16 protein-coding genes are annotated in these 16,550 nt (G+C 66.6%); 12 read left to right on the top strand and 4 right to left on the bottom strand.

Annotated features, from left to right (window positions below; translation table 11 throughout):
- The first annotated feature begins 2 nt into the window (after positions 1-2).
- The 4 genes from ACS5PK_RS08720 (at position 3) to nhaA (ending at position 4,471) form a co-directional block, all read left to right on the top strand.
- Positions 3-845 (top strand): outer membrane lipoprotein-sorting protein, encoded by an 843-nt coding sequence (locus tag ACS5PK_RS08720; RefSeq protein WP_439439844.1) that lies wholly within the window; start codon positions 3-5, stop codon positions 843-845.
- Entirely contained in the window at positions 842-2,110 is a 1,269-nt protein-coding gene (locus tag ACS5PK_RS08715) for a hypothetical protein (RefSeq protein ID WP_439439843.1), read from the top strand. Before ACS5PK_RS08720 ends, ACS5PK_RS08715 begins: the two co-directional genes overlap by 4 nt.
- Positions 2,111-2,751: 641 nt before the next feature.
- Positions 2,752-2,976 (top strand): hypothetical protein, encoded by a 225-nt coding sequence (locus ACS5PK_RS08710; protein ID WP_439439842.1) that lies wholly within the window; start codon positions 2,752-2,754, stop codon positions 2,974-2,976.
- 154 nt (positions 2,977-3,130) lie between these two features.
- A complete protein-coding gene (nhaA, locus tag ACS5PK_RS08705; RefSeq protein ID WP_439439841.1) occupies positions 3,131-4,471 on the top strand; it encodes a Na+/H+ antiporter NhaA in 1,341 nt (446 codons plus the stop codon).
- A 75-nt stretch (positions 4,472-4,546) separates the two neighbouring features.
- On the opposite strand, the gene ACS5PK_RS08700 is transcribed toward nhaA, so the two are convergent.
- The 4 genes from ACS5PK_RS08700 to ACS5PK_RS08685 all read right to left on the bottom strand — a co-directional run bounded on the left by ACS5PK_RS08700 (position 4,547) and on the right by ACS5PK_RS08685 (position 8,532).
- Positions 4,547-5,245: a PEP-CTERM sorting domain-containing protein gene (locus ACS5PK_RS08700; protein WP_439439840.1), complete on the bottom strand. Its 699-nt coding sequence runs from the start codon at positions 5,243-5,245 to the stop codon at positions 4,547-4,549.
- 11 nt (positions 5,246-5,256) lie between these two features.
- Positions 5,257-7,413 (bottom strand): phosphocholine-specific phospholipase C, encoded by a 2,157-nt coding sequence (locus tag ACS5PK_RS08695; RefSeq protein WP_439439839.1) that lies wholly within the window; start codon positions 7,411-7,413, stop codon positions 5,257-5,259.
- A gap of 113 nt (positions 7,414-7,526) precedes the next feature.
- Positions 7,527-7,802, bottom strand: coding sequence for a hypothetical protein (locus ACS5PK_RS08690; protein WP_439439838.1), 276 nt, complete (start codon positions 7,800-7,802; stop codon positions 7,527-7,529).
- Positions 7,803-7,953: 151 nt separating this feature from the next.
- Entirely contained in the window at positions 7,954-8,532 is a 579-nt protein-coding gene (locus ACS5PK_RS08685; RefSeq protein WP_439439837.1) for a plasmid pRiA4b ORF-3 family protein, read from the bottom strand.
- A gap of 427 nt (positions 8,533-8,959) precedes the next feature.
- On the opposite strand from ACS5PK_RS08685, the gene ACS5PK_RS08680 reads away from it, so the two are divergent.
- The 8 genes from ACS5PK_RS08680 to ACS5PK_RS08645 all read left to right on the top strand — a co-directional run bounded on the left by ACS5PK_RS08680 (position 8,960) and on the right by ACS5PK_RS08645 (position 16,546).
- Positions 8,960-9,583 (top strand): tetratricopeptide repeat protein, encoded by a 624-nt coding sequence (locus tag ACS5PK_RS08680; RefSeq protein WP_439439836.1) that lies wholly within the window; start codon positions 8,960-8,962, stop codon positions 9,581-9,583.
- Positions 9,567-10,745, top strand: coding sequence for a tetratricopeptide repeat protein (locus tag ACS5PK_RS08675; protein WP_439439835.1), 1,179 nt, complete (start codon positions 9,567-9,569; stop codon positions 10,743-10,745). Before ACS5PK_RS08680 ends, ACS5PK_RS08675 begins: the two co-directional genes overlap by 17 nt.
- A 157-nt stretch (positions 10,746-10,902) precedes the next feature.
- Complete coding sequence (gene fliQ / locus ACS5PK_RS08670; RefSeq protein ID WP_439439834.1) at positions 10,903-11,169, top strand: flagellar biosynthesis protein FliQ; 267 nt, start codon at positions 10,903-10,905, stop codon at positions 11,167-11,169.
- Positions 11,170-11,171: 2 nt separating this feature from the next.
- Positions 11,172-11,930 carry a flagellar biosynthetic protein FliR gene (locus ACS5PK_RS08665; protein ID WP_439439833.1) on the top strand — a complete coding sequence of 253 codons (759 nt, stop codon included), beginning with the start codon at positions 11,172-11,174 and terminating at the stop codon, positions 11,928-11,930.
- A complete protein-coding gene (locus tag ACS5PK_RS08660; protein WP_439439832.1) occupies positions 11,927-13,033 on the top strand; it encodes an EscU/YscU/HrcU family type III secretion system export apparatus switch protein in 1,107 nt (368 codons plus the stop codon). Before ACS5PK_RS08665 ends, ACS5PK_RS08660 begins: the two co-directional genes overlap by 4 nt.
- A complete protein-coding gene (locus ACS5PK_RS08655) occupies positions 13,030-15,081 on the top strand; it encodes a flagellar biosynthesis protein FlhA (protein WP_439439831.1) in 2,052 nt (683 codons plus the stop codon). Before ACS5PK_RS08660 ends, ACS5PK_RS08655 begins: the two co-directional genes overlap by 4 nt.
- Positions 15,078-15,785 carry a flagellar hook-basal body protein gene (locus ACS5PK_RS08650; RefSeq protein WP_439439830.1) on the top strand — a complete coding sequence of 236 codons (708 nt, stop codon included), beginning with the start codon at positions 15,078-15,080 and terminating at the stop codon, positions 15,783-15,785. Before ACS5PK_RS08655 ends, ACS5PK_RS08650 begins: the two co-directional genes overlap by 4 nt.
- Complete coding sequence (locus ACS5PK_RS08645) at positions 15,782-16,546, top strand: flagellar hook-basal body protein (RefSeq protein WP_439439829.1); 765 nt, start codon at positions 15,782-15,784, stop codon at positions 16,544-16,546. The genes ACS5PK_RS08650 and ACS5PK_RS08645 overlap by 4 nt, the downstream gene beginning before the upstream one ends.
- Positions 16,547-16,550 lie beyond the last annotated feature (4 nt).

Raw genomic sequence — 16,550 nt, 5'->3', positions numbered from 1 at the left:
CCATGCACACCACCCTGACCCTTCGCGCGCAAGGACGCGCGCTCGCCGCCGGCCTGCTGATGGCCGGACTCACCGCCTTGCAGCCTGCCGCTTTTGCCCAGACCCAGGCACACATCACGCTCCCGACCGAGGCCGAGGCCACCGCCCTCATCGCCGACAGCTGGTCCCGCTACCGCAGGGGCGTGACGACGGAACAGGAGCTGGTCCGCCTGCAGATCACCCGGGCCGGCCAACCCGTGGAGACCAAACGCCTGAGCCGCTGGACGCAGTTCGCCGAGCAGGGCGAACGCGTGAGCATCCGCTTTGCCGAACCCGCAGCCGATCGAGGTCAGGGCCTGCTGATCCTTCAGGAGCGCAGCGCCGCCGCGCCCTCAGCGGCCCAGATGTGGCTCCGCATGCCGTCATGGCCGCAGGCGCGGCGCATCACGGGCGACCGTGAGGGCCGCTACTTTGGCGGCACGGATCTGAGCTTCGAGGACAATCGTCAGCTGCTGGGCGAGCACACCCCCGCCTTCCGCTATCGGGTGCTGCAGGCCGAGGCCGGCAGCTGGCAGGTCGAGGCCCAGCCCCGCGACCCGATGACCAGCAGCTACGGTCGCCGGCTGATCACCCTCAGCCGCCCCTCCCTGGCCATCACGGAGATCCAGTACTTCGACCGCCAGGGCGCACTCATCAAGACACAGCGTCACGAGTCCCTGCAGTTGGACGGCACGCGCTGGCGCGCCCAGGTCGTCAGCGTCGACAACGTCCAGGAGCGCAGCCGGACAGTGCTCACCATTGAGCAACGGCGCCTCAACGAGCCCCTGCCCGAGCGCACCTTCACCCCGCAGTTCCTCGCCGAATGAAGCCCGTCCCTATCTTCATCCGCGCCCTTCAGGCCACCGCCGGGCTCAGTGCCATGCTCATGGTCTGCTCAGGTGCCCAGGCCCAGCACAGATCCGGGCCCGAGGTCCAATGGCAGCATCGCCTGCGGATGGACCTCAGCACCCCCGTCCGGGCCGAGGGTGCGCAGGAACAGCGGGGGCAGTGGCTGAGCCAGTTGCAGTGGCAGGGTGAGCCTCAAGCCGGCCCCCTGCCGCAAAGCGCCCGCCTGGAGCTGGCTCTGCAGGCACGCACTGGGGCTGCAGGCTTCGCCGAAGCCCGCATCGGCGAAGCCTGGCTGCAATGGCAGCACGGCGCCTGGCAGGCGCGCCTGGGCCGCCAGCACCTGGCCTGGGCCGTCACGGACACCGTCTCGCCACTGGATGCGCTGCAGATGCGCGACTGGCGCACACTGCACGACCCGCAGCGCCGCCCGCTGGCCGCGCTGCTGCTGCACCGCGAGGCCGCGCAGGCTGACGGACTGAGCTGGGATCTGGTCCTGGCGGACGGCCGGACGCGCGCGCTGCTGCCCAACGGCCCCTGGCAGTCCCCCCTGCCCAGCGGCCTGCATCTGGAGGAGGCGCGGCACGGTGAACGCCCGGTGGCAGTGGCCTTGCGGGCCCAGCATCGCGTGGGCGACACCGAGTTCAGCTGGCTGGCCTACCGGGGCCACAGCCAGGCCCCGGCGGCGCGCCTGCAGGTCGGGGACGGCATGCCGCGGCTGCAGCCCTTCCACGACCGCCTCGACCTGCTGGGCCTGGGTCTGGTGAGCCCGGTGGCTGAGGCCAGCCTGCTACGCCTGGAGCTGGTGCGGCATCGGCAGCGTCAGGCGCCGGACTTCACCCAGTTGGTCCTGAGCCTGGACCATGAGTTCTACGACCTGCTGGGGCGCGGGAGCAGCCTCTACGGCCTGGTCCAAGGCCAGTGGTCTCGTGTGGGCCACCCGGGCGCTGGCGTGCTGCCGGACTGGCCGGACCTGCGCCGCGTCCTCGACCAGCGCCTGCTGACACGCTGGGACTACCGGCCCGATGACAGCGGCCGATGGCAGGCAGGCATCGAGGCGGTGCTGGCGCTGGGGCGCACCGCCGGGGGGCGCGAACACCTCCTCAAGCTGCGCAGCAGCTGGCGCCTGGGCAGTGGTGCAGAGATGGAGGCTTGGGCCCTGCTGATGGGCGGGGCGCCGGACAGCTTCTGGGGCCGTCATGCCGGGCAGGACCGGCTGGGGCTCAGCCTGCGATGGAGTCAGTGAGCGGCAGGCGCTGGATGCGGGGTCAGGGGATGGCGTGGCCGGGATTGCGCCCTGGCCCTGTGCACTGGCGCGGCGATGTCGCCGCGCAGCCCCCCCCCCCGAGCCCTGGCTGCGCCGGCAGGCACGGCAAGCCGGCCGCCAGCGATCACAGGGCTCTGCGCAGCGAGGCTCGAAACCGGTGCCATCCTGGCGGGCCGGAAAAAATAAAAGACACATAAACGGCACATAAACGGCACATAAAGGGCGCATGAACGGCGCAGGACGCCAAACTAGAGTAAAACCCCCTCAGGCCTGATCGGCGAATCGCTTGCCCGCAGTCCAAGGACCTGCACTCGACAGCCCGCCTTCAGTTTCCACAGGGAACGGTCGGCCATGCCGCTCGCCAATACGGCAGGAAGCGGGCGACATCCCCAGCAGGAACGCCGCTTGCCACCGCCCCCGGTGGTCCCCGCCACAAGCAGGTGCAGATTCATCCAAGCCCACTGCGCATCCCTCTGCCCGCTCTTGGACATTGCGCTGCCGCAAGACAGCGTCCCTCCCCGCCTCGGCGGCCTCGGCTGCCGAGACTGGCCCGCCCACTGCAGTCAGCCCCGGCTGCGCCGCCGTGACCTCGGTCTCTCATCTCTTTTCAAGGAGCCATCATGCTCGCCTTATCCAGTACCCGATCCCGTCTGAGCCTGCTCAGGAGCGCCCTCGCCAGCAGCATGGCGTCCCTGGACCGCCGGCGGGCTGCAGACATCCCCAATGGCTACATCGACGACTACGTCGCGCTGAACTGGCTCCGCTGGGATGGCGGACATCTGCGACTGACCACGGTGGGCACCAACATCCTTCAGCAGATCAATCTCGAGATGAAGGCCGTGTGAGGTCCGGCATGCCCTGGGCTGTCCAGGGGGCGTCACCACAGCGCGGCGACGACCCCTGCCTGCATCGGGCTCGCGCCTCGGCACCCCCTGCTCGGCGCAGCGGGCCCGCAGCCTCCCACGCCGGCCGCAAAGCCACCGCCCAGGCCTGATGGCCATGTCGGATCGTCAAGGGCAGCGCAGCCCCCCCATCCAACTGCCCCAGGAGCTGATCGACCAGGTGCGGCCGACCTTCGCCCGCTTTTTCCGCATTGAGGCGGCCGGCGGTGTTGCGCTGCTGCTGTGCACGGCGGTGGCCCTCATTCTGTCGAACTCCCCCCTTGGCCCTGCGCTGTCCGGCTTCTGGGGCACACGGCTGGAACTGCGCCTCGGGGATCTCGAGTTCGGACGCCCGCTGAAGGCCTGGGTCAATGACGGATTGATGACCCTGTTCTTCTTCCTGGTGGCCCTGGAGCTCAAGCGCGAACTGGTGCTGGGCGAGATGCGCCAGCCGCGCAGGGCGGCATTGCCCATGGCCGCCGCCCTTGGCGGCATGGTCGGGCCTGCCGCCATCTTTCTGGCCTTGCAATGGGGATCGCCGTCTCAGCGCGGCTGGGGCATCGCCATGGCCACGGACACAGCCTTTGTCATCGCCTGCCTTGCGCTGCTGGGGCGCCGCGTGCCCCAGAGCCTGCGAGTCTTCATGCTGATGCTGGCCATCGTGGATGACGTGGGCGCCATTCTGGTCGTTGCCGTCGGCTACAGCAGCCGGATCGACGGGCAGTTGCTGACGCTCGCGGCCTTGTGCGTGCTGCTGCTGCGCTTCATGGCACGCATCGGCGTCAGGCCCTTTGCGCCCTATGTCCTGATCGGAGGCGCCACTTGGCTGGCCGTCGATGCGTCCGGGCTGCATGCCACGATCACCGGCGTGATCCTGGGCCTGATGACGCCTGCGCGGCGCTGGGTCAGTGACACGCGGCTGTACGGCATCCTGCGACAGGTCATCGCACACCCGGCAGGACGCGACAGCGCCAGACACACGCCCGACCGCAAGACCCTGCTCCTCGCGGAGTTGGCCGCCCGTGAATCGCTGTCGCCCCTGGAGCGGCTTGAGATGGCCCTGCATCCCTGGGTGAGCTTTGGCGTGATGCCCCTCTTCGCCCTTGCCAATGCGGGACTGCAGCTGTCGTGGGAGGGCGCCACACAGGCGGTATCCCTGGCCGTGCTGCTTGCCTTCGTGCTGGGCAAGCCGGCCGGCATTGTGCTGTTCAGTTGGCTGGCCCTGCATGCAGGATGGGCCCGCCGCGCCCCCGACCTGGGCTGGCGGGTGCTGGTGGGGGGCAGCTTTCTTGCGGGCATCGGCTTCACGATGGCCTTGCTGATCGCCGACCTGGCGCTGAGCGGATCGGCCCTGGACAGCGCCAAGATCGGCATCTTCATGGCTTCGTTGTGCTCGGCGAGCCTGGGCCTCCTCGTGCTGGCCTGGACGCCGAGCCCCACCGTCGCGGCGCCGGACTGAGCTGCCGCGGGAGGTGCTGGCGTCGCGGCTGCAGCACGGCGACTCTTCCGCCGTCGATCAACAGGACGCCCGCCCTCAGGCGCTCGCCTGGCGCCGACGTGCGTATCCCGCCAGGGCCAGCGCGCCGAGCGCAAGCCACGCCAAGCCCGCGGGTTCCGACACCGTCGCAAGCGCAGGCGCATTGAGCACGAAGGCCAGGTTGTCGGCATAGCCGTCGTTGTCCCCGCCGCCCAGGCGCTCCATCGACAGCGAGAACATCAGCCGGCTGGTGCCCACCGGCAACCAGTCGCTGACCTCGCGGTACAGCAGGCCCGTGACCTCGCGGCGGTCGCCCGGCGTCACCGGACCGATCGCGGCATGGCCGATCTCGCTGTCACTGCCATCAAGAAAGGACACGTAGAGCAGCGCGTTATCGCCCTGCGAGGCCCAGCCGCCCAGCCAGCCGCTGAGCTTGAAGGACAGCGGCTGTGTCAGCGTGCCGGCCAGATTCACCAATTGGTAGCCGGCAGAGCGAGCACCATCGCCCGCGAACAGCCGCTTGCCGCGGTCCGCCGGACCGGGCTGCGTCGGCTGGACCCAGTTGGGGCCGTAGTTCACGGCTTGCGGACGGGCGTAGCCATCGAAGGCGAGCCAGCTGCTGGCCACGTCGGTCTCGGCGTCGCCGTTGACGATCAGATTGCTGCCGTACACGGGGCCAGCATGGACGCCGGTTGCGGCCAGCGCGAGCACGGCAGCGCCGAGCCAGGGCCACACGAAACGGTTGTTCTTGGTCATGGAGGTCCTCCTCATGCTGCGGTGGGTTGATCGAGCCTGGCCGCGCCTTGCAGTGCCGGGTCGCTGATGGACGGTTTGCCGTCTTCAAGATGGCCGGCGAAGCGACGCAGCCAGCCCTTGAGCCCCTTCACGCGCAGGCTGAAGTCGTACCAGTTCCGGCTGGTGGCCAGCGGGATGCGCAAGCTGGTGCGGCTGCGCGCCAGGACGGTGACCTCGTTCGGCGTGGCGGACAGGTACTTGTTGGCCTGCAGCACGAAGGTGCAAGGCGCGCCGCCGTCATTGACGAGCTCGATCAGCAGCTCGCCGCTGGCGCGGGCGGTGCGCAGCACGAGGCTGGGCAAGGCACTGCCCGCCGGGCGTCGCACGTCGCCGGCAATGTGGCGATGGAAGCCGTTGGGGCCAAGCACCCAGAGGTCATAGGCCGCGGCCGTGGTCCAGCGGCCCTGCAGCTGCTTGCCCGCCTCGACCGTGTAGCGTCTCGGCAGCTGATCGAGCGCGAGCCGGTCGTAGACATGGAACACCGCCGCCTGTTCGCCCGTGTTCTCAAGGCTCAGCAAGACCTGACCCCCGGCTTCTGGAACCTGTGCCTGCACCTGCAGGTCGTAAGGCAGCGCGCGCGCCGGCCGCACGCCTGCCTGCTGCACCGGTGCGGCCAAGGCGGTGGGTGTTGCAGGTGCCTTGGTGCCCGGCAGCGCCAGCGCGCGGGCGCGGCGTTCGGTCGTGGCCGGCAGCAACTGCAAGAAGCCTTCGTCGTCGGGATTGGCGAAGTCGAAGCAGGACTGCAGGTCGCCGCAGACGGCTCGCCGCCAGGGACTGATCAGCGGCTCCTGGACGCCAAAGCGCGCTGCAATGAACCGCAGCACCGAGCTGTGGTCGGCCACCTGCGAGTTGACCCAGCCGCCCTTGGTCCAGGGCGAGACCACGTACATCGGTACGCGAGGGCCCAGGCCGTAGGGGCGATGGTGGGTGCGCGCGTCGGCACCGTTGAGCACGTGGTGGTATTCGCCCGTCGTGTCGACCGTCGACGCGCCGGCCAGTTGGGCCCGGGCGGGGTCGGGGTCATAGGCAAGGTAGGACGGCACAGCCGGGGGCGGCACGTGGTCGAAGAAGCCGTCGTTCTCGTCGAAGTTGATGAAAAGGACGGTCTTGCTCCAAACCTCCGGATTGGCCGTCAGCGCGTCGAGCACGCGCGCCGTGTAGTCGGCGCCGGAGGCCGGGCTTGAGGGGCCGGGGTGCTCCGAGCCTTCGGCCGTCGCGACGATCCAGCTGACCTGCGGCAGGCGGTTGGCAAGCACGTCCGCCTTGAGCAGGTCGAGATCGCGCGTGCTGATGCCGCGGTCGCGCAGCGCCTGCGAGAAGCCGGGACGGCCAAACCACGCGTCGCGGAAGGGCCTGAAGCCAGCCAGCGGGTTGTCAGTGAAGTTGTCCGCCATGTTCTGGTAGACCTGCCAGGAAATGCCGGCGGCCTGCAGGCGCTCGGGATAGGTCGTCCAGAGGTAGTCGGTGCCGCGATCGGCGTTGAACCACTCGTGGCTGTTGTCCGTGCTCGGGCCGCCGGCAACGCCCAGCGGGTCGTTGTGGCCGGTCCAGAGGAACAGGCGGTTCGTGTTGGTGCCGGTCTGGGTCGCGCAGTGGTAGTGGTCACACAGCGTGAATGCGCGCGCCAGCGCGAACTGGAATGGCAGGTCCGACTCGCTGTAGTAGCCCATCGAGTGGTTCTGCTTGGCGTTGCACCAGTCGTTCATGCGCCCATGGTCCCAGGCGAGCTGAGCATCGAGCCAGGAATGGGGCGTGCCGGCCACGCGCATCAGCGCGAAGTCCTGGGTCGTGTTCAGCGGGAACGGCGCGATCGCGCGCCGCTGGCCCCAGTCGGGCCGTCCAGGCACGGGATTGCCCCCTTGGGTCGGCTGCACGAAAACGCTCTTACGCGTGAACAGGCCTGGCCGGTCCTTGACCGGAGCGGGGAAGGGATCGCCGAAACCACGCACACCGGCCAGGGTGCCGAAATAATGGTCGAAGCTGCGGTTCTCCTGCGTCAGCACGACGATGTGCTCGACATCTTGCAAGCTGCGAGTGCGCTGGTTGGCCTGGATCGCCAGGGCTCGCGCGATGGCGGGCGGGAAGCTGGCGAGCACCGCGCTGGCGCGCAGAAAGGAGCGGCGGCTCATCGCGCACCTCCCTGGGATGCGCTCAGGCAGCTGCGCGCCTGGGTCGCGCGCAAACCGGCGACGGGCGTGGAACGGGACATGGATGTCTCCTATGGGTCAGAGTGAAGTGCGGATCAGACGTCGTGCGCGGCGCCACTGTAGGCAGCGTGCGTGAAGACGGGGTGACAGATCAGCGACCCCCTACAACCCAGGATCAGCGCCCGCACGCGGCGCGCGCGCATTCGAGCGCCTTTTCTGGCGGGCACCCGCAGGATGTTGGAGCCTGTGCATGCGTCATCGCCGGGACAGCCGTCGACGCGAGGAACGGCCATGCGCCCATCGACATGCTCACGGTCGGGGCCTGGATTCCATGTGCGCCCGAGCAGGGTTGCGAACAGGGCCTCGTGCAAGGAGGGCATCCTGAGCCTGAACAGGCCCCGGCAGGCGCATGCACGGCAGACCCGGCGCATCCAGATCAGGCCGGCGGAGGGCTGCCCGCATGCCCTGCAGGCCGACGCGTCGTGAGCGTCCGCCAACCCCACCTTGACGCTCCGGCCGAGCTCAGCGCAGCTTACGTATCGCCATATTGACGGCGTTGAGGCTGAAGCCCTGCGGATCGAAGGGCCCACCCCACCAGCGCCAGTAGCCGGCGTGTTGCTCATGCGTCGGGCTTCGCATGGCCTCCAGGAAGTGCAGGTAGCCCGGAGGCCCGCCAACATCCTCCGGTGGGCAGGCGTTCTCGCCGGCCAGGCACATGGCCCAGTCGTTGTGGCCGTCTTGCACCGGCAGGCGCTGCTCGACTGCAATGTGATGCTCCCAGCCATCCCCAAAGTCGTAGCGGTAGGCGAAGCTTTGAACCTGCTCGCCCAACACGGCGCCGACGGTGAACCGGCGCTCGTCCAGCAAGTCCTTGCTGTCCCAATCGTCATTCGGCAGACCGTATCGCCGCTGCTCGATCAGCCACTCATGCAGATGGCTGTTGGTCCAGCCCATGGCTGCCTGCACGATGCGGTCCAGCTTGGCAAGCTTGACGGTGTCGGGCACGAGGATGCGCCGCCAGATCAGCGGCTCGATGTGCTGCAGCTCGATGCGCAGCTGGTAGACGAACTGGGGCTTGGCGCGCTGGAACTTGGTGCTCATGCATCCAGTGTCGCAGCACTGATGTGCCACCGATGTGGCAACAACTCGGCAATGCGGCTGTCCGGCTGTGTGGGCAGCCGTGACCTGCTCGGCTTAATCACTGCCAAGCTGGGAGGAGCTTCAACCTCCATGGTCAGGCTTATCGATTGCTCGTGATTCGTGCCAATGCAAGCTTGATCAGGCACAAACCCGCCAGGCTCCACCGCGGCACCCAGGCAGTACCTACTGCAACAGATGTTAAAATCCTGCATTACCACATGCTCAGTCTCACAACTGCTGGCAAGAGGAATGAATGAGCGAGCACCGCACACAACGGTGCCATGACATGGAGCCGTGGCAGGCTGCCACAACTCCAGATGTTTGGAAGAGGGAAACGCGCTGACGTCACGGCAAGCCAGCGTCGCGTCCACAAGGGGGGATACTCGTAATGTCAGACTTGCAGCATTTGTCGCAGCAGGAGTTGCTGGGCTTGGCGCTGGATGCGTTCAAGCGTGAGGACAACGGGCGCGCCCTGGCTTACCTCAAGGAAGCAGGCGCGCGGGAAGACGCCAGTTCGCAGATTCTGTTCATGCTGGGCAGCGAGTACGCACAGATCGGCATGATCCCTGAAGCCAAGGCGATCTTGAACAAGGCCGCTCTCGCGCTTCCGGCGCTTCCGCTAGCACGGTTTCAGCTGGGACTGCTGCACCTGAGCACGGGCGAACTGGACCAGGCTCGCTCAGTCTGGCAGCCGCTGCTAGACCTGTCTGCCACCAGTCCGGCCAGCTACCTCCAGTGTTTCGCGCAAGGCCTGCTGGACGTCAGCACCGAATCGTGGGACAGCGCCCGCGCCGCACTTCAGGAAGGCATTGCCCTCAATACAGAGAACGCTGCGCTGAACAAGGACATGCAGGGTGTACTTGACCGGATGGCCGCCATGGCGTCCGCTACCACCAGCCAGGCGACCATGCCAGAGGCCAACACCCCTGCCGATCCAGCGCCGGCAACTGCCGAGTTGGAGGCAAGCCACCTGTTCATTTCAGCATACAAGCATCGTGGCAAGCCGCACTGATTCTGACCCCGTGCAGCTCGCTGCACAGCTTGCACGCCTCCAGGGCTACCTCCACCAGGATCCTGACAACGTGCGCCTGCTTGCGGATGTCGCGGACGCGCAGCTTCAACTGGCACTCTGGGATGCGGCACGGTCCACATTAGGCCGCATCCTGTCCCTGACCCCCGAGGACCCGCTGGCGCGTTACAGACTGGCGGTTGCAGACCACTCGCAGGGCCTCCGAGACGTGGCGGCCCGCAGCCTTCTGGCCTTGTTGGCGGAAGGGCATGAGCATCCAGTGATCCGTTGGCGCCTGGCCCGCTGCCTGGCCGAGGCCGCTGACTGGCCTGGCGTCTGCAGCGCCTTGGAAACACCCCCATTGGATCAACTGCCTGCCAACTTGCTCGACGACTGGGCGTTGCTTCAGGCGAGGGCATTTCACCACCAGGGCTCCATTGCCCAGGCCGTATCACTGATGCAGCAATGGCAAGTGCTCTGCGGAGAGCGGGGCCTGCCGCTGCAGGGTCGTTGCGCCTTGGCCACCCTGCTGCTGGACAACGAGCAAGCCGAAGCTGCTGCCGCACTATTGGCGCGATGCACGCCCGCCGAAATCCAGACTCAGCCCGAACTGTCCACAGTGGCCGGCTACCTGGCCCTCAGCGAAGGGCGAGGCAGTCAAGCGCTGGGCTGGTTCCAACACAGCCTGAGCCTGAGCGCGGGCAGCGCACGGGCCAAGCTGGGTGCGGGCTTGGCTGAAGCCATGCAGGGCCATTCTGACCTGGCTCTGCAATCGCTCAAGGCGGCCGTCGCCCTCAGCCCCGCCCACCTGGGTTCATGGCACGCGCTGGCCTGGGTGCAGCTCCTTGCCCAGGACCTGGATGGGGCCGAGTCCAGCGTCAGGGCCGCACTGAACCAGGACGAAACCTTCGGCGAGTCGCACGGCGGACTCGCACTGATTCTGGTCCTGAAGGAGCAGCCGGACGAAGCCCGACGGCGTCTGCGGACAGCGCTGAAGCTCAATCCCCAAGGCTTCAATGCAATGGTGGCTCAGTGGATGCTGGCCAATCACCAGACAGTGCTGACACCTGACGTGCTGCAAAAGCTCCAGCAGGCATTCGAGGGGCATGTCGAAACCAGCAACCCGATGCTCGCAGCCCTGCTGAAGCGTTGGCACGCCCACTGAGTCAAAGGGATGCACCTGGCCTGATACCTGGCATGCCGTCAGCAAGCCACCACATTGCCATGCTGTTTAGCCGCACCGTCCCCATGAGGGGGTGGCCGGCCCGCGACACGCCGATCAACGAATCGTCGGACCGGAGATCGAGATAAGGGAGAGAAAAATGACACCGGACTTATCGGTGCACTTGTTTGCACAGCTTCTGTGGACCGCCTTGACGGTGGCAGCCCCCTTGCTACTGACCGTGCTGGTGGTCGGTCTGCTGGTGAGCGTGTTCCAGGTGGTCACTCAGATCCAGGAAATGTCCCTCACTTTCATACCCAAACTCCTGGCCAGCGTGGCAGTGCTCGTGATCGTCGGCCCCTGGATGCTTGCCCGGCTGGTGGCCTACAGCAGCGCCTTGATCCAGTCCATTCCGCGTTTGGTCTGAACATGCTGAACATCGATCCAGCCTGGGCCATGGCCACGCTGCTGCTGTGGATCCGCCTGGGCGTGCTCTTGGGCTTGAGTCCTCTTGCATCGGCTCTGCGTGCGCCTCCCACCTTCTGGGTGGTGTGGACGCTGGCCCTGGCCGGCCTGCTGTGCGCCGGCTGGCAGTTGCGTACACCCGTTCCTGCCCACCTGGCGAGCTGGGTGTGGCTGGCCCTTTGTGAGGCAACGTTGGGCGCCTTGCTGGGTTTTTCCCTGCATGCGGCATTTGCTGCATTGAGCATGGCAGGACGACTGCTTGATCTTCATATGGGCCTCGGCATGGGCGCCGTGCTGGACCCAGTGTCCCAGAGCTTCTCACCGGCCATGGCCACTGCCCTGACCCTGCTGGGCATGGCTGTCTTCTGGAGCAGTGATGGTGCGGAGTTGATGCTGCGTGGCATTGCCTATTCGGTTCAGGAAGTGCCGCCCGGCGCAGCGCTTCGCCTCCCCAGCCCCGGCCAGCTGCTGGCGCCCGTAGCCGCGATGTTCACCGCAGCGATCGTCGTGATCGCTCCCGTCATCTTCATCCTGCTGCTGCTTGAACTCGTCTTCGCCGTGCTCTCTCGAATCCTGCCCCAGATGAACGTCATGTTCGTCGGCATGCCCGCCAAGACGCTGACCGGTCTTGCGATGGCGGCCTTGATCGCCCCAGGCCTGGCCCCGTTGATGCACCGCCTGCAACGCTCCGCATTTGCCTTCTGGCAGGGAGTGGGCGCATGAGCCGTGAGCAGGAAATGGATCGCAACGAGCAGGCTACGCCATACAAGCTGGAGCAGGCCCGCAAGCGCGGACAGCTGGCCCGCAGCAGCGACGTGACCAGCCTTGCTGTGCTGGTCATTGCGCTGCTGGTGCTCCAGGCGCTGTTGCCTGGCGACCTGCAAGCCATGGCCCATGCCATGGCACGCTATCTGTCCCTGGCACCGAACCGGCTGGACACCACCACAAGCGCCCACCAGGCATTGGCCAGTGTCCTGCTCGACGGACTCCGCGTCCTGGGCCCGAGCCTGCTGTGCCTGGTAGTGGGCGTGGTCGTGGTGGCACTGATCCAGGCGCGCGGCCTCACCTTCTCCACCCACCCCATCAGGCCCGACTTTACGCGGCTCAACCCCGTGCAGGGCTTCAAGAAGCTGCTGTCGGTGCGCCTGCTCTACGAGGCCGTCAAGAGCACGATCAAGCTGCTGTGCCTTGCCGGGGTGGCCTGGCTGGCACTGAAGGCACTGGTGCCCGATGCAATGAAGCTGCTGAGCCGTCCGGCACAGGCACTGCTTCCCTTGCTGCTGGACCATGCCGGCGGCCTGCTGGCCAAGCTGTGCATGGTGCTGCTGTTCTTCGCGCTGATCGACCTGCTGTTCGTACGCTGGGAGTTCCTGCGCAATCTGCGCATGAGCAAGAAGGAGATCGAGGACGAGCACAAGCACCGCGAAGGGGATCCGCGCATCAAGCGGCGCCAGCGCGAACTGCGGTTGCAGTTCCTGAAATCGGCACGCGCGGTTCGCAAGGTGCCGGAGGCACAGGTCGTCATCACGAATCCCACCCACGTCGCCGTCGCCCTGCGCTACGAGCATGGCGTCACGCCGGCGCCCGTGCTGCTTGCCAAAGGGACTGGGATGCTGGCCAAGGAGATTCGCCGCCAGGCGCAGCGCTCGGGCGTTCCGATTGTCCACAGCCCGCGCTTGGCGCGAGCATTGTTCAAAGAAGTCCAGCAGGACAGCTACGTGCCCGAGCACTGGTATCCGCCTGTGGCGCGCATCCTCGTCTGGCTGCGCAGCCTTCGTGAAGCCCAGGCCCAGGCCCAGGCCGGCCTGGCCGGGAGGACCGCATGAGTGCGATGAAACAAGCCCTTGGTCGCCAGGCCGACGTGCTGATGGTCGTCCTGGTGCTGGGCGTGCTGACGGTGCTGTTCGCCCCTATTCCGGCGGCGCTGCTGGACTTTCTCATCCTGTGCAACATCGGCTTCGCCCTGACCTTGCTGATCTTGACCTTTTACATGCAGCGGCCGGTTGAGTTCTCGACCTTCCCTTCCCTGCTGCTGATCGCCACGTTGTTCCGCCTGTCATTGAACGTGGCGGCCACCCGACTGATCCTGACCGACGCCAGCGCAGGCAAGGTGATCGGCGCCGTGGGTTCCTATGTCGTGTCCGGCAACTACGTCATCGGCCTGATCGTCTTCCTGATCCTGGTGGTGGTTCAGTACGTGGTGGTGACCAATGGCGCGCAGCGCGTGTCCGAGGTCGCGGCCCGTTTCACGCTCGACAGCATGCCTGGTCAGCAGATGAGCATCGATGCCGACCTCAACATGGGCTTCATCGACCAGGAAGAGGCCCAGAAGCGGCGCAAGACGCTGGAACGACAGGCGGCGTTCTACGGCGCCATGGATGGCGCCAGCAAGTTCGTGAAGGGTGACGCCATCGCGGGCATCATCATCCTGCTCATCAACATCGTCGGCGGCCTTGTCATCGGCATGATGCAGCGCGGGATGGGCTGGAGCGAAGCGCTGCAGACCTTCACCCTGCTGACGGTGGGAGACGGCATCGTCACCCAGATCCCTGCCCTGGTGATCTCCGTGGGCACCGGCATCATCGTGACCCGCTCAGCTTCCGACAGCAGCCTGAGTGCCGAGGTCCTCAAGCAGCTCAGCAGCTTCCCCAAGGCGCTCTGGCTGGTGGTCGCCGCCATGCTGGCACTGTTGACCCTGCCCGGGCTGCCCGCCCTGCCCCTGTTGGCGGTGGCTTCACTGCTGGCCTTGATCGCATTCTGGGCGGGCCGTCGCGGCAGCAGCGGGGCGAGTACCTCCACGCCGGCCGAAGAAAAGGCAGAGGAAGCCGACACCCCCCTGCCCAAAGTGCATCCGATCGAAGTCCGCATCGGCACGGACCTGGCGTCAATGGCCAAGGGCGACGAGTCACCGCTGATGCAAAGAGTCGGCGCCCTGCGAAAGCAGTTCGGGCCCGAGTTCGGGATCGTTCTTCCTCCCGTGCGCTTCGTCACCGAAGGACGGCTCGGTGCCTGTGCCTACGAGCTGGCAATCTATGGCGTGGCATACGGCAAGGGTGAACTGTACGAAGAGCGGCTGCTGGCCATCCACCCCAGTGGAGACACGAAGCATCTCAAGGGCCTGGAGACCCGTGAACCCACCTACGGCCTGCCGGCCGTCTGGATCGAACCGGACGAGCGGGAGCGTGCGCGCGCCGCACGCTACACGCTGGTGGATGCTCCCACCGTCTTCATCACGCACCTCAACGAGACCCTGCGCCAACATTGCGCCCACCTCGTGACGCGCGCCGAAACGGACCGCCTGCTGAACCGAGTGCGCGAGGCCCAACCCGGCATCGTGGAAGACCTGGTTCCCACGGTGCTGGGCGTTGTCGATGTCCAGAAGGTGTTCCAGGCTCTGCTCAAGGAGAAGGTCAGCCTTCTGCATGTGGAGGCCATCGTCGAGACCCTGGCAGACGCAGGCCGCAGCAGCAAGGATGCCGGGTTGCTGACGGAGGCCGTGCGCCAACGCCTGGGCGGAGCCATCTGCCAACAGCTGATGGGCGACGCCGCGTCACTGACCGTCCTGACGCTGGACCCGGTGGTCGAGCAGCGCCTGCGTGCAGCCACGCACGAGGGCAAACCCACCGACCCGCGCTTCATCGAGCAGTTGCTGGCACGCGCTGTACAGCTGTCCGAGCAGATGGTGCGCAGCAATGTGCTGCCCGTGCTGCTGTGTGCCCCCGACTTGCGTCGCCACATCCGTCAGTTGACCGAACGCGCCCTGCCGCATATGCGCATCCTGTCGGTGGCTGAGGTCCCGAGCCTGATCCCCATGAAGGCATTTGGCAGCCTGTCCCTGCCCACCACGGAATCCACTCAGGAGACCCCTGCATGAACACCCATGAAATCGCCGCCATTGGCCTCAAGCTGGACCTTGAACGCCTGAAAGTGAGCGGCCAGAACGTCGCCAATCTCAGCACCCCAGGCTACAAGCGCCAGATCGCCGTCCAGAGCGCCTTCAGCGCCCTGATGCCGCCGGATGCGCAAATCCAGACGCACACTGACCTGCGCAGCGCAAAGCTGCAGGCGACTGGCAACAGTCTTGATCTGGCACTTCCTGACGCCTGCTTTTTGTTGGTGGAGCGAGATGACGGCCTGCAGGCGTTGACACGTCAAAGCGCACTGCATGTGGACGCCGACGGCGTGCTGCGCACGGCGCTGGGGCATCGTGTGCTTAGCGCGCGCGGGCATCCCAACCTCAAGGCCGACGACCTTGCCGCGCTGTCCGTCAATGCACAGGGCCAGTTGCTCCAGGGCACGGAGGCGGTCGATCAACTGCAACTGGTTCAGCTGAAGGCCGGTGCATCGCCGCAGGCGCTGGGCGATGGCCTTTACAGCTACGTGCCAGACCAGGCCGAGCCGGCAGCCATGCATGCCCCCCTCCGCACAGGCCATCTGGAACTGTCCAATGTCGTGCCAAGCCAGGAGATGGTCCAGCTGATGAGCACCACCCGCCATGCCGAGGCCATGGTGCGGCTGATGCAGACCGCGGACGACATGCAAGCCACCGCCATCCGACGCTTCGGGGAGAACTCGTGAACGACGCGCTTTACATCGCCGCCACCGGCATGAAATCTCAGACGGCCCAAATCGATGCCATCGCCAACAACGTCGCCAATGCAAGCACGCCAGGCTACAAGCGCAGCCAGCTGCGATTCGGGGATTTGATGGTCGTGTCCCCGGTTGGAACAGCCGAGTCCGGCAACGCTGCGGCCACCCCGGCTGGCGTGGCGCTTGCGGGCGAGCTGCGGTCCTTTGCCTCGGGTGAGCTGCGCCGCGTGGACGACACCATGGCTGTGGCCATCCAGGGTGAGGGCTTCCTGGAGCTCACGCTGCCTGACGGCAGTGCCGTCTATGCCCGAGGCGGCCACCTGGAGCTGAACGCCGAACGGTTGCTGACCGCTGCAGACGGGCTGGCGCTCAAGCCACGCATCCATGTCCCCAGCGATATGCAACAGCTCCAGATTCGCGCGGACGGCGAGGTACTGGGGATGGATGAGCAGGGTCGCAGCACCTCGCTGGGACGCCTCGATCTTGTCAGCTTCGCCCGCCCGGCTGGACTCGCTCCCATGGGCAATGGCCTGTGGCGAGCCACAGCATCGTCCGGCGAAGCGATCACAGCGCCGGCGGGAGAGGCCGGCACCGGGCGGCTTCAGCAGGGCTATCAAGAGGCATCCAACGTCCAGCTTGTCGAGGAAATGGTGCTACTGATGGCAGCGCAGCGCGCCTATGAGATGAACGTCAAGGTCATCCAGGCTGCCGACGAGATCGCCAGCATGACCAACAATCTGCGGAAGTAGGCAG

The organism is Roseateles sp. DB2 (assembly GCF_051857535.1).
In the GTDB taxonomy this organism is placed as follows: domain Bacteria; phylum Pseudomonadota; class Gammaproteobacteria; order Burkholderiales; family Burkholderiaceae_C; genus Roseateles_B.
Note: the sequence above shows the minus strand (reverse complement) of the source record. Positions and strands in the feature narration are given on the sequence as shown.